This window comes from Prevotella sp. tf2-5, from assembly GCF_900115435.1.
Lineage (GTDB): Bacteria > Bacteroidota > Bacteroidia > Bacteroidales > Bacteroidaceae > Prevotella.
This window is the reverse complement of sequence record NZ_FOWK01000008.1, coordinates 167,625-181,214: the sequence shown is the minus strand read 5'-3', so window position 1 is coordinate 181,214 and position 13,590 is coordinate 167,625. Positions and strand designations below refer to the sequence as shown.

12 protein-coding genes are annotated in these 13,590 nt (G+C 51.5%); 4 read left to right on the top strand and 8 right to left on the bottom strand.

Going from position 1 to position 13,590, the window contains the following annotated elements:
• Positions 1-438: 438 nt before the first annotated feature.
• Positions 439-603, top strand: coding sequence for a hypothetical protein (locus tag BM257_RS14855; RefSeq protein ID WP_177216078.1), 165 nt, complete (start codon positions 439-441; stop codon positions 601-603).
• A gap of 31 nt (positions 604-634) precedes the next feature.
• Here BM257_RS14855 and mfd read toward each other — a convergent pair whose 3' ends face one another.
• Both mfd and BM257_RS09905 read right to left on the bottom strand, forming a co-directional pair.
• On the bottom strand, positions 635-4,267 hold the full coding sequence (gene mfd, locus BM257_RS09910; protein ID WP_092071803.1) for a transcription-repair coupling factor: 3,633 nt from the start codon (positions 4,265-4,267) through the stop codon (positions 635-637).
• A gap of 76 nt (positions 4,268-4,343) precedes the next feature.
• Positions 4,344-5,132, bottom strand: coding sequence for a transposase (locus BM257_RS09905; protein ID WP_092071802.1), 789 nt, complete (start codon positions 5,130-5,132; stop codon positions 4,344-4,346).
• Between the two features lie 201 nt (positions 5,133-5,333).
• Between BM257_RS09905 and BM257_RS09900 the strand changes: the two genes are divergently transcribed.
• Both BM257_RS09900 and BM257_RS09895 read left to right on the top strand, forming a co-directional pair.
• On the top strand, positions 5,334-6,089 hold the full coding sequence (locus BM257_RS09900) for a polyprenol monophosphomannose synthase (protein ID WP_092071801.1): 756 nt from the start codon (positions 5,334-5,336) through the stop codon (positions 6,087-6,089).
• A 10-nt stretch (positions 6,090-6,099) separates the two neighbouring features.
• Positions 6,100-6,861 carry a lysophospholipid acyltransferase family protein gene (locus tag BM257_RS09895; RefSeq protein ID WP_092071800.1) on the top strand — a complete coding sequence of 254 codons (762 nt, stop codon included), beginning with the start codon at positions 6,100-6,102 and terminating at the stop codon, positions 6,859-6,861.
• Positions 6,862-6,989: 128 nt separating this feature from the next.
• On the opposite strand, the gene BM257_RS09890 is transcribed toward BM257_RS09895, so the two are convergent.
• From BM257_RS09890 to BM257_RS09865, 6 genes are all read right to left on the bottom strand, one after another.
• Entirely contained in the window at positions 6,990-7,967 is a 978-nt protein-coding gene (locus tag BM257_RS09890) for a metallophosphoesterase (RefSeq protein WP_092071799.1), read from the bottom strand.
• A 42-nt stretch (positions 7,968-8,009) separates the two neighbouring features.
• Complete coding sequence (locus BM257_RS09885; protein ID WP_092071798.1) at positions 8,010-8,849, bottom strand: vitamin B12 dependent-methionine synthase activation domain-containing protein; 840 nt, start codon at positions 8,847-8,849, stop codon at positions 8,010-8,012.
• Positions 8,846-10,210, bottom strand: a complete 1,365-nt coding sequence (locus tag BM257_RS09880) for a dihydroorotase (protein ID WP_092071797.1) — start codon at positions 10,208-10,210, stop codon at positions 8,846-8,848. The genes BM257_RS09885 and BM257_RS09880 overlap by 4 nt, the downstream gene beginning before the upstream one ends.
• 3 nt (positions 10,211-10,213) lie before the next feature.
• Positions 10,214-10,918, bottom strand: coding sequence for a DUF4369 domain-containing protein (locus BM257_RS09875; protein ID WP_092071796.1), 705 nt, complete (start codon positions 10,916-10,918; stop codon positions 10,214-10,216).
• Positions 10,919-11,022: 104 nt separating this feature from the next.
• Positions 11,023-11,418 carry a hypothetical protein gene (locus tag BM257_RS09870; RefSeq protein WP_092071795.1) on the bottom strand — a complete coding sequence of 132 codons (396 nt, stop codon included), beginning with the start codon at positions 11,416-11,418 and terminating at the stop codon, positions 11,023-11,025.
• Positions 11,402-11,746 carry an FtsB family cell division protein gene (locus BM257_RS09865; RefSeq protein WP_092071794.1) on the bottom strand — a complete coding sequence of 115 codons (345 nt, stop codon included), beginning with the start codon at positions 11,744-11,746 and terminating at the stop codon, positions 11,402-11,404. The genes BM257_RS09870 and BM257_RS09865 overlap by 17 nt, the downstream gene beginning before the upstream one ends.
• 88 nt (positions 11,747-11,834) lie before the next feature.
• Between BM257_RS09865 and BM257_RS09860 the strand changes: the two genes are divergently transcribed.
• On the top strand, positions 11,835-13,589 hold the full coding sequence (locus tag BM257_RS09860; RefSeq protein WP_092071793.1) for a DNA polymerase III subunit gamma/tau: 1,755 nt from the start codon (positions 11,835-11,837) through the stop codon (positions 13,587-13,589).
• Position 13,590: the final 1 nt, after the last annotated feature.

Genomic DNA, 13,590 nt, shown 5'->3' with positions numbered 1-13,590 from the left:
ATAACCTCAGACATCATCGAGTCGACATTCGGATGTTTCAAAGCAAGGATGTCACCCAACAAGAACAACGGATACACACCACTTGTGCTATTGATTCCGCTGTCACTCAAAGTCAGCACAATTGATGACTGTAGAAATTTTAACGTCAGCCATTTGCTTGCCAGAACTACCATTACCGACATCAAGAAATGGAGAGGGGACAACTTATTGCCAAACCCCTCCATTAAAAGAATGAATGTGGTTAAAAATATAGCATAAAATGGTATGCTAACTTAACAACCTAGGACTGTCCCCCTGTGAGCTGGGAGGCGCCAGCTTTGATTAATCCAGAAATGTTCCGGAGTGGCGTAGTCTAAAATTATACTTGGAACTAGTATAGGTATGCGCCAGCTTTGAATAATTTTTTGAGATGGTTTGGGATGTAACATCATCGAAAAGATGATGCATGGTGGTTTGAGTGTAGGTGAGCCAAGCTTGCTTGAGATCACAGACAATCAAAACAGCATGGGAGCTGCCGATAGGCAGTTACAGCCCATACCATCGTTAATTTTGAATAATTTCTTCGCACAACGTGCGAATCCATTAAAAATCCGTGGCAAATAAATCTGTGCGATCTACAAGATCTGTGTGACTTTTAAAGGAGGGATTTAAGCAGGGAAAGGGCAGACTCGACAGAAGGGACATCAGCGATGAGGAGAGAGCGCTTGCCATTAGCGTCACGGAACTGACAACGACGAGGATTCGTGGCGACAAACTGGAGGATGGCATCAAAGGCAGGACTCTGGTAGAACGGGTGCTCCGGGTTCGAGACGAAATAAAGCGTCATACGCCCCTGCCTCAACATCAACTTCTCACACCCCAACTGACCAGCGACACGACGCAAAGGAACAACACGCATCAACTCCTCCCCCTCAGGCGGTACAGGACCGAAACGGTCGATGAGACGGGAGCGGTATGCCTCCAGCTGCTCGTCCGTCTGCAGGTTGTCCAATTCCCGGTAGAGTAACATCCGCTCACTGTCCGACGGCACATACTGGTCGGGGAAATAGAGGGGAAGGTCGGCATCAACGACAGTGTCGATGGGTTCATGGTTCATGGTTAAGGGTGAAGGGTTACCTTTCCGTGATTCCTTTGTTCCGTCATTCCGTAATTCCGGGCTCGAGGCCCTCAGCTCTTTCATCGCCTCATTCAAGATCTTCATATACGTCTCGTAGCCGAGGTCAGCGATGAAGCCCGACTGTTCGGCACCGAGGAGGTTGCCGGCACCCCGGATGTCCAGGTCCTGCATCGCTATCTGGATACCGCTGCCCAGTTCACTGAACGTCTCTAACGCCTCCAGGCGTCTACGACTCTCCTGCGGGAGGTCAGCGAGCGGCGGTGCCAGCAGGTAACAGTACGCCTTGCGGTTGCCACGCCCTACCCTGCCCCTCATCTGGTGGAGGTCAGAGAGTCCGAAATGGTGTGCCCCGTTGATGATGATGGTATTCGCATTAGGGATATCTATCCCGTTCTCGATAATCGTGGTAGAGAGCAGCACGTCATAGTCGTAGTTCACGAAGTCGAAGATGATCTGTTCCAGCTCGTCAGGTTTCATCTGACCATGTCCGATGGCAAGACGAGCCTCCGGGACATAGCTATGGATCATGTCAGCGATGCGCTGGAGGTCGTTGATCCGCGGGTTGACGAAATACACCTGTCCGTTGCGGGACAGTTCGAAACGGATGGCATCAGCGATGACCTCCGGGTTGAGCGTATGGATCTCCGTCTGGATGGGATGGCGGTTCGGCGGGGGTGTTTGGATGATACTCAGGTCACGGGCTCCCATCAGCGAGAACTGGAGGGTGCGGGGGATGGGTGTCGCCGTGAGGGTCAGGGTGTCGACATTCGTCCGCAGCTGGCGGAGCTTCTCTTTCGTGGACACCCCGAATTTCTGTTCCTCATCGATGATAAGCAGTCCGAGGTCCTTGAATTTCACCGACTTACCGATGAGTTTATGCGTACCGACCAGGATATCGATTTTTCCTTCTGCCAAGTCCTGGAGGATCTCACGGGTCTGTTTCGCCGTACGAGCCCTGGTGAGATAGTCCACCCTGACGGGGAAGTCCTTCAGACGGTGCTGGAAGGTCTGGTAATGCTGGAAAGCAAGGACGGTGGTAGGTACCAGTACCGCCACCTGTTTGGAGTCACACGCCGCCTTAAAAGCAGCACGGACAGCGACCTCCGTCTTACCGAAACCCACATCCCCACATACCAGGCGGTCCATGGGACGGGCCTGTTCCATGTCCCCCTTCACGTCATTGGTCGCCTTCAACTGGTCGGGGGTGTCCTCATAGAGGAACGACGCCTCGAGCTCATGCTGCAGGAAGCTGTCGGCACTATAGGCAAAACCCTTCTGCCGTTTGCGAGTCGCATAGAGTTTGATGAGGTCACGGGCGATATCCTTCAGTTTGTTTTTCGTCCGTTCCTTCATCCGTTCCCACTGACCGGTACCCAGCTGGGAGAGACGAGGCGGTTCCCCACTATCCTGCGCCTTGTATTTGCTGACCTTATAAAGCGAGTGGATGGAGACATAGATGGCTCCCCCACCCTGGTAGATGATCTTGATCATCTCCTGGTACTGGACCTTCGGAGAGCTCGGAGAACTCGGAGAACTCTGAGTACTCGGAGAACTCTGAGAACTCTGATTGATCGGCATCCTGACCAATCCCCCGAACTTCCCGATGCCATGGTCGACATGCACGATATAGTCGCCCACCTCAAACTGCTGGAGTTCCTTGAGGGTGAGTGCCACCTTCCCACTCCGTGCCTTGTCAGAACGGAGCGTGTAACGGTGGAAGCGGTCGAAGATCTCATGGTCGGTGAAGACACAACATTGCAGGTCGTGGTCAATGAAACCGGCATGGAGGGAAGTGGGGATATAGTTGAGAGTTGAGCTCACACGGGGACTGTCCCCATGTGAGGTCCATCTCACAGAGGGACTGTCCCCCTGTGAGCCCCCTGAGTCAGGAAAGTCCCCCCTAAACAGGGGGGATTTAGGAGGGTCTAAAATCTCCTTTAGTCGCTCCAGTTGTTTCTGGCTGTCCGCCAACACATAGAGGTGATACCCCTTCGATTGGTAGTCGGAGAAGGTCTGGCGGAGGAGGTCGAAATTCTTGTGTAACAGCGGTTGCGGGGAGATATGGAACACCAGGGAGACATCCGGGGTCCTCGAAGGATGACTCCCAAACTCCACCTGACGGAAAGCTGCACACTCCTGTTCCCACTGTTCCCCACTGATCACCTGTACCTCCTTCGGATCTGCCTCCTGACAACTATGGTCTATCGCATCCCGTACAAACGAGAAGTCCTTGGCGACCAGGAGCGTCTCCTTCGGGAGGAAGGAGAGGAAAGAGACCCTCTCCGACTGGCTCACAAGGGGACTGTCCCCATGTGAGGTCCGCCTCACAGAGGGACTGTCCCCCTGTGAGCCCCCCTGCCCCACAATACTAATAATATCCCGTTTATCCCTCGACAACTGGTCGTCGACCTCAAAGGTACGGAGGGAGTCGATATCATCACCGAAGAAGTCGACACGGAAGGGATACTCACTGCTGAAGCTATAGACATCGAGGATAGCACCACGCTGGGCAAACTGTCCGGGCTCGTAGACATAGTCTACCTCCTGGAACCCTAAGTCCCGTAAACTCCTCACCAGGTCATCGACCTTCACGCTCTGTCCCTGCCGGAGAACGAGTGTCTGTTGCTGCAACTGCGCTGCCGATACCACTTGCTCCGCAAGGGCCTCGGGGTAGGTGACGAGGCTCAGGCTCACACGGGGACTGTCCCCATGTGAGGTCCGTCTCACAGAGGGACTGTCCCCCTGTGAGCCTGCAGCCCCCTGAACCAATTTCGTCAACACCTCGGTACGGAGGATTTCGTTGGCGGCATCCCGCTGGGCGTATTTGATGGCACGGCGGAAGGAGGAGGGGAAGAACTGGACATGCTCGTCTCCCAGTAGTTGTTTGAGGTCGTGGTAGAAATAGCCTGCCTCTTCTTCGTCTTGGAGGATGTAGAGGGAGACGTTCTCTGACTCCCCTTGTTGAGGGGATGAGGTGGTCTTCCCCGGTCTCTTCTGTCGAGGGGGGAGGGAGGCGAAGAGCATGGGGGCGGAGGAGGCGACGAGTCCCTGGAGGAAAATCGTTCTCACCGACTTTTCCCCTATTGCTTTCCGTAGGGCTTCCACCTGTGGACTATGCCCATATAGCTGTACTAACTCTTGTATCGTCATTTTTCAAATTTTTACCTCACAAGGGGACTGTCCCCATGTGAGGTCCATCTCACAGAGGGACTGTCCCCTTGTGAGGTTACGCATTGCGGACAACAGTAAAACTAATGCCTGTCAAGCGTACAATCTGTCGTATACTTCCACCAAATTGTTTTGCAGCTCTCAACATATCATTTTGCCGATCACGGCTATACATTTGTATTTCATTTGGACGTTCGATACCGAAAGAACTATTGAAGAACTCTCGCATCTCTTCGTCTGTCTTGCTCCTGTAGCTATTATCGAATTCAAGTACCTCATAGGTTTTAGGAAGGGGCTCTTCCACAAGAGACCTTAAGTCATCCAAAGGGATTCTAGCCAGTACAGGTCTCGTACTACATATGGCAGGAATACCATTCCCGGCTCTCTCATACTCTCCCCAACTACTCCATGGATAGCTTTCTACATTGCCAACTATTCCTGCAGCTAAAGGATTTTGATGGATGTAGCGGAGGACTGTAAAGAAATATGAATCATCATTAACTGGTTCACTCTTAAACCGATCTTGAAAAAGATGACCAAAATGCACATACTTTTTATTAAAATATTGTGCGTAGGAAACACCTATCCGTTTTATGACATCAGACAAATTCTCTGCAGTTTCTCTAATAAGCAAATGGACATGATTAGACATCATGCAATATGCGTAAAAAGTACAACGTGCCGGAATTTCCTTCCCTGTATCATCTATAGGATACACCATTTGAAAGAGTAACTCCCGAAAACGTTTATAATCTTCTTCATCTTCAAAAATATTCTGCCTGTTAATGCCACGCATCATTACATGATAGATACCCGTACCACTCACCTGCCTAGCTTGTCTCGCCATATAGTTATGATTAAGTCGTGCAAAAATACAAAGTTTTTTTCAAATGACAAAAAAAGATTGTTTTTATTTTGTTCTTTGCTCGGTTTACACTACCTTTGACCTGCGGTCTAAAGTAGGCTGCACCTCGAAAGAAAAAATAAATCGCGATTTATTTTGTTCTTTGCTCGGTTTGCACTACCTTTGCAACAAATATAGACAAATATGAACGAAAGTGACAGCATAGTTATTATTCCGACCTATAACGAGAAAGAGAATATCGAGAAGATTATTCGTGCCGTATTCTCCCTGGAGAAATGTTTCCATATCCTCGTCATTGACGATGGATCACCCGACGGTACAGCAGCCATCGTCAAAGGACTCATGGAAAAAGAGTTCTCCGACCGACTGTTTATCCTTGAGAGGACAGGGAAACTGGGACTCGGTACCGCCTATATCACAGGCTTCAAATGGGCATTGGAACACACCTACGACTATATCTTCGAGATGGACGCAGACTTCAGTCACGACCCCAATGACCTCCCCCGCCTTTACAGTGCTTGCGCAGACGAGGGGTATGACCTCGCCATCGGCAGTCGTTATGTCAGTGGCGTGAATGTTGTCAACTGGCCCATCGGCAGGGTACTGATGAGTTATTTCGCCTCGAAATACGTACGGTTTATCACCGGTTTTACGGTACACGACACCACGGCAGGCTTCAAATGCTACAAGCGCAAGGTGCTTGAGACCATCGAGCTCGACAAGATCCGATTCAAGGGTTATGCCTTCCAGATAGAGATGAAATACACCGCCTATAAGATTGGGTTTAAAATCAAGGAGGTACCTGTCATCTTCGTCAACCGCCGGGAGGGCACCTCAAAGATGTCGGGTGGTATTTTCGGTGAGGCATTCTTTGGTGTGATGCGTCTCCGTTGGGACGGATGGACCCGCAAGTATCCATCGATAACCGCTAACCGTTAACCGCTAACCGATGAAATACTTGTATAGAGTCTATCAGTTGCTCGTTGCAGTCCCTGTCACTATCCTGATGACGATATGGACAGCCCTTGTTGTGGCAGTAGGATGTACCATCGGGGATGGACATTACTGGGGCTATTACCCTGGTCGTTGGTGGGCAAGGGTGATTACCCGTGTCTTCCTCCTTCCTGTCAAGGTGGAGGGGAGTGAGAAGGTCCCCCAGGACCAGTCGTTTGTGTTTGTGGCAAACCACCAGGGGGCTTTTGACATCTTCTTGATATATGGTTATTTAGGAAGGAATTTCAAGTGGATGATGAAACACCAGCTCAAGAAGATTCCTTTCGTGGGATATGCCTGTGAGAAGTCTCATCAGATCTTTGTGGACCGTCGTGGAACAGCGAAAGTCCGGGCGATGTACAAGACGGTCCGTCATACGTTGGAGACGGGTAATTGTAGTGTGGTGGTGTTCCCGGAGGGCTCCCGTAGTTTTACGGGGCATATGGGGGTGTTCCGGAAGGGTGCCTTCACGTTAGCGGATGAGTTACAACTCCCGGTGGTTCCCATGACGATTAATGGTTCTTTTGATGTGATGCCTCGTTTCCGTGACTGGCATTTCGTCACTTGGCATCCGTTGACGCTCACGATCCATGCTCCAATCTATCCGCAGTCTCAGGGTCCGGAGAATGTTCAGTCTACGCTCCAGCAATCGTATGACGTCATCATGAGTTCTCTCACTCCTGAATATCAGGGGTTTGTAGAGAACCCTGATCAGTAGCGCCTCACAAGGGGACAGTCCCTCTGTGAGGCGGACCTCACATGGGGACTGTCCCCTTGTGAGGTGCAAAATCCGTGTGAAAACAAAAAGTCCCCCCTAAACAGGGGGGATTTAGGAGGGTCTTATTGTTATCCTCGTCGGAGGGTGAGGACGACGATCTCGCCAGGAAGACCCAGGCGGAAGGGGATGAGGGCACCTAAGCCCGTGGAGACAAACAACGCACGAGAACCCTCATACGTCCAGTCACCATAGTTCTCATAACTGAAGGCAGCAGGAGAGAAACCAAAGACATTCGCCTGTCCACCATGCGTATGACCACTCAGCGTGAGCTGGGCATGACACTGCGGGAGGATCAACTCACGCCATGCCGTAGGGTCATGCTGGAGCATGAGGATGAAAGGGTTATTGGTTACAGAGGAGGGGAGATTCAGACCGGCAAGGGTCTTGGCGACATCACCCTTACGGGGCATGCGCTTGACGGTGCCCCAGTTTTCCATTCCCGCGATAATGATGGAGTCACTACCCCTGTGAATGACACGATGCTCATTCATCAGGAGGGTCCATCCCGCCTGTCGCTCCAACGCCTGTGTCTTCTTCGCATTCGCCTCTTTCGTCAGCGAGTCATCCGGTTCATAGATCGCATAGTCGTGATTACCCAGGACGGAAAAGACACCGTCGGGAGCCTTCAACCGGCTGAGCTGGGGGAGATGCTCGACGATCTCGTCAGGATACACATTCTGCAGGTCACCCGCAAAGACGATCATATCCGGACTCAGTGCCAGCATACTGTTTACGGCACGTTCCATCAGCCACTGGCGGTTGCCTGTCATGGTACCCACATGGGCATCAGAGAACATCACGATGCGGTAGCCATCGAAAGCTGCAGGCAGGTCTTTGCTCCGATATTCCACCTGACGGATCTCCAACTGCTGGTAGCCTACAAACATACCATAGAAGGCAAAGAGGATGATGATCAAGGAGAGACTGATGCCTACCTTCTTGCCCCATCGACGGGGTAAGAGATAACGACACAGGAAAAAGACGACGAGTGGGACGACCACAAATGCCATCATCACGAAAAAAGGTACTGCGTAACGTGCGATCATTTTTAGTTTATAGTTTAGAGATTATAGATTATAGTTTAGCGGTTAGCGGTTAGAGAGGAGCGTTGAGAGGAATTTGCGGAGGGTCTCGACGGGGAGCCCACGGCGGTGGGCATAGTCGTGGAGCTGGTCCTCCCCTATTTTCCCGATAGAGAAATAATGCGCCTCAGGGAGCGCTATCATCAAACCACTGACACTGGCATGCGGTTTCATGGCACCACTCTCAGTGAGGCGGATACCTATCTGCCGGAATTTCAGGAGTTTGTCGAGTACGAAGTTCAGACTGGTATCCGGCAGGGAGGGATAACCCACGGCGGGACGGATGCCCTGAAACTTCTCGGTATGGAGCTCTGCCATCGTCAGATGCTCATCAGGGGCATAGCCCCATATCTCCTTACGCACCTCCTCATGGAGTCTCTCCGCTGTAGCCTCAGCGAGTCTGTCGGCAAGCAGCTGTACCATCATCTTCTGATAAGGGTCCTGGTCGAAATCAGTCTCCAAGCCCATATCCACCGTTGTGGCAAAGACCCCTATGTGGTCGTGCCCGGGATGGATGAAGTCGGAGAGACAGAGACAGTCTCCCTGTTGCTGGCGCAACAGAGGCAAGGTGAGAGTTGACACCTCACAGGGGGACAGTCCCTCTGTGAGATGGGGCTCACATGGGGACTGTCCCCCTGTGAGGTGGATATCATCCCCCTCGGCATGAGCCTCGAAGAGTTCGAAGAGCGCATGGGAACGGTATCTGCCCTCCAGTTGGGCGAGCACCTGCTCTGCCTCTGCCCTACACTGTTGCTGTTGGTCCGGAGTCCTCAACTGCCATGCATAATAGAAATAGTCCCAGTTGATATAGGGTTGCACCTCGTGAATCTCGTAAGACTTCCTCATCTGAAGGCAACCTCCTCTCCGATATAGTCCGTGTCCACTTGTCCGTTGACATAGACGGAATGCCCGTTACACAAGGTGCGCTCCACCCGCCACAGGTAGGTATGTCCCTCCATCGGGCTCCACCCACACTTACTCTGTATACAGTCAGGTGTCACTGTCCATCCGGACTGAGGACGTACCAGGACGAGGTCCGCCCGATAGCCAGGACGGATAAAGCCCCGTTGGCGTACCTCAAAGAGGCGTGCCGGGTTATGACACATCAGTTCGACGAGGCGTTCCAATGACAATACCCCCCGGTCGACCAGTTCGAGCATGGTGACCAGTGAGAACTGGATCATCGGCATACCACTTGCCGCTTTGGCACATCCACCCTCTTTCTGGGAGAGTAGATGCGGGGCGTGATCAGTGCCTATCACCGTGATACGACCGTCAGAGAGGGCTTGTTGCAGGGCCTCCCTGTCCCTTTCCGACTTGATGGCGGGGTTGCATTTGATGCGGGTTCCCAGACGGGCATAGTCGCGGTCGGAGAAATAAAGGTGGGAGACGGTGGCTTCGGCGGTCACCTCACAGGGGGACAGTCCCTCTGTGAGACGAACCTCACATGGGGACTGTCCCCCTGTGAGGTACTCCAGCTCTTTGGCGGTCGTCAGATGCGCGATATGGAGGCGGGTCTGGTACTTGCGTGCCAGTTCCACGGCGAGCTTAGTACTCTCGTAACAAGCCTCCACGCTACGAATCTCCGGATGATGAGCCACGGACGGGTCATCACCATATTCCTCCTTTGCCATTGCCATATTACGGTTGATGATCTCCGTATCCTCACAATGAGCCATCAAGGGCAGTGGAGTACTGCTGAAGATGCGTTCCAGGGCTTCCCTGCGGTCTACCAGCATATTCCCCGTAGACGAGCCCATGAAGAGTTTGATACCGGGAATACGATGGATATCCAGTTGCGGGAAAGTGTCCGCATTATCGTTCGTGGCACCATAGAAAAAACTGTAATTGACATGACTCTTCTGTCGTGCCAACGCGAATTTCTCCTCCAGTGCCTCTAACGTAGTAGTCTGGGGCTTCGTATTCGGCATATCGAAGAAGGTAGTGACACCCCCTGCTGCCGCTGCACGACTCTCCGTGTCGATATCCGCTTTCTCCGTGAGCCCTGGCTCACGGAAATGCACATGGTCGTCAATGATTCCGGGGAGGATGTAACAGCCGTGGGCGTTGATTCGCTCTAGATGATCTTGAGATTCTAGATTTTCTAGAGATTCTAGACTGACGATCGTGCCGTCATCGATGATGATCGTACCATCGAAGGTACGACCTTCATTCACTATCGTTCCACCTTCGATAATCGTACGCATGGGCTATTCCTTCTCTACCCCACTCATCCGTTTCTCATTCTCCTGAGCTGTCTGGTAATAGTCCTTGACATAGGGGTCGTCCTTGAATTTCTGTGTCGCCTTCGACATGATATCCTCTATCTGCGGGGTGAGGATCGGATAACGATACTGACTGGTGATCATCATAAAGACACCAGGACCGAGGACATTATCGAAATTCGCCTCGATGAACTTCATCACGAGACGGTCTTCCTCAGCGGCTATCTGCGCTGCCTCACCAGACAGATGACGGTTGATCTCCGCTTCCTCCATTCCTTCCAGGAGCATCTGGCTCTGTTTGTGAGACAGTTCGTTCATCTGGTTGGTCAACTGGTTATGCTTATCGATGAACTTATACAGCGAGTCGTTCATCGGTGTTCCACCCACCATCTGTCTTGCCGGGTCAATCTTAATGACGATCTCCCCTTTTTCCAATACGACAGGCATGATACTCTCGTCATCCATATAGAGGCTAGCCATACGGACCGTGTCGAGGAGTCCCGTGAAATGGAACTCACCATGCACGACATCGCAGGAATCAATATTCTTGAATTCGTTATTCTTGATAGCCTTGAGATAGAGTTTGCTGCCATCCAACGCCGATACTGACGAGGAGCCCTCCACGTTGTATGTACTGGCACACGACGCCAGGAGTACTGTTATGACAGACAAAAATAAGACCTTCTTCATAGATGTTTTATTCATTTGTGATGCAAATGTACAACGATGGTTTGAAAAGAAGAAAAATATTTGCGCAATTTAATATATTTGTGCAAATATTTAGTATTTTTTGCCTACTGAGCCTCTTTTTCCAATTCATGAGCGATACGATGACTGGTATAAAGTTGCAGAATGGCAGCCACCAAGAGGATGACAATCCAGTTGTTGTGAACATATTTAATATATAACAGGAAATCCATCCCGAGGAAGTTCGACTGGTTGGCAAGCATCATCAGTCCCGCCAACAGGAAAAGGACATCACTGATCAGGACGATACGACGGAGGCGACGGATGGTCACATTCCTTCCCTCGTATGTCTGGCGCATCTGGATACTCGCAAACAACAAGGCACCGGGGGCGAAGACATAAGGAGCCCACGACTGGAAGAAGATACTGGCGCCGGAACCTATCGCCATCAATAAGCCCCCTAACAGCAGGAGCGCTGTCTCCACTTTACTCAACTGTCTCATTGGAACTCGTAGACTGGGGTTGGTCGTTACTGAAGACAAAGATATCCTCGTTGTCCTCCTTCATGAAATAACGCTCCCTGGCGATCTTCTCGATCGCCTTGGGATTACTGTCGAGCATCTTGATCTTCTTACGGTCACGGTTATACTGGTCTGTCTGGCGCTTGATCTCATCCTGCAGTTCACCGATTTGCTGCTGGTTCTTGAAATGATGCCACACACTGTTCTCATCCACAAAACCGATGAAAACAACCGCCAATAACGTCACCACCCCGTATTTCAGCCAGGGGATGCGGTACAATCTCTCTGCTATTTCTTTCAGTCGCTTCATAATTTGCCACAAAATTACGAAATTATTTTCAATTTTCAATTGTAAATTCTCAATTATTTCGTAAATTTGCAAGAAATTTACATGTATTATGGAAGAATATATCGTTTCTGCACGGAAATACAGACCGATGACCTTCGATGCGGTCGTGGGACAGCAGGCACTGACCACGACGCTGAAGAATGCGGTGAAGAGCGGGAAACTGGCGCATGCCTACCTCTTCTGCGGTCCCAGAGGCGTGGGAAAGACCACCTGTGCCCGTATTTTCGCCAAAGCCATCAACTGTATGACTCCTACCGAAGAGGGAGAGGCCTGCGGGCATTGTGAGAGTTGTCAGGCATTCAACGAACAACGGTCGTTCAATATCTTTGAGTTAGACGCTGCCTCCAACAACTCCGTGGAGCATATCAAGACCCTGATGGAACAGACCCGTATACCGCCACAGGTGGGTAAATACAAGGTGTTTATCATCGACGAGGTGCATATGCTCTCCACGGCAGCCTTTAACGCTTTCCTGAAGACGCTGGAAGAGCCTCCCTCGCATGTCATCTTCATCCTCGCCACCACAGAGAAACACAAGATCCTGCCGACAATCCTGAGCCGTTGTCAGATCTACGACTTCGAGCGGATGACGGTACGTAACACCATCGACCATCTGAAAGCGGTAGCGGAGAAAGAGGGCATCCAGTATGAGGACCAGGCGCTTGCCGTCATTGCGGAGAAGGCGGACGGCGGTATGCGTGACGCCCTGAGCATCTTCGACCAGGCAGTCTCTTTCTGTCAGGGGAATATCACCTATCAGAAAGTGATAGAGGACCTGAACGTGCTGGACGCGGAGAATTACTTCAAGATCATCGACCTCGCCGTGGATAACAAGGTGAGCGACATCATGGTGCTGCTGAACCAGATCATCAACAAGGGATTCGACGGAGGACTGCTGATCGGCGGGCTTGCCAAACATGTCCGAAACGTGCTGATGGCGAAAGACCCACAGACACTGCCCTTGCTGGAGGTCAGTGACCAGCAGCGGGAGCGTTACCAGCAACAGGCACAGAAATGTGAGATCCGCTTCCTGTATGATGCCCTGCGGTTGATGAACCAGTGTGACATCAACTACCGCCAGTCGTCTAACAAACGACTGCTGGTGGAACTGACACTCATCGAGATCGCACAGATCACACAGCCCGACGAGGGGGCTGGCAGTGGGCGTAAGCCCAGAAGATTGAAATCCCTGTTTAAGCAATTGATGCAACAGCCTCATCCTATGAATGCAGCCCCACAGGTAGCTGCGGCTGAGGAGGTTGCGTCTCAGAGAGTTCAGAGAGCTCAGAGTTCTCAGAGTACTCGGAGTTCTCTGCCGAAGAAGGCTGTCGGTTTCTCGTGGGATAAGCTGCGGGCGAAGAGCAAGGCGAAGAGCAAGATGCAGATTATCCCAGGCTCACTGGGACCTGACGACCCTAATGGCATCATCAAAGACGAGCAGTTGGAGTTCTCGCAACAAGACCTGGAGTTCCAGTGGATGATGATGTGCAACCGCATGCCCCAGTATCTGAGTGGTATCGCCGCCCGTATGAAGAACATGAACCCGGTCATCAAGGAGATGCCTCATGTGGAGGTGGTGGTCGACAACCAGCTTGCCCTTGACCAGATGACAGAGATCAGAGGCAGTATCCTCAGTACGCTGAGGATCTATCTCCATAACAATGCCATCACCCTTGACATGAGGATCGCGGAACAGAAAGAGCGAGTCCGCATCCTGACCCGTAAGGAACAATATGAACTGATGGAAAAAGAAAATCCCGCCATTGCGAAACTGCGGGATCTCCTAGATCTGGAATTGGCGTAAT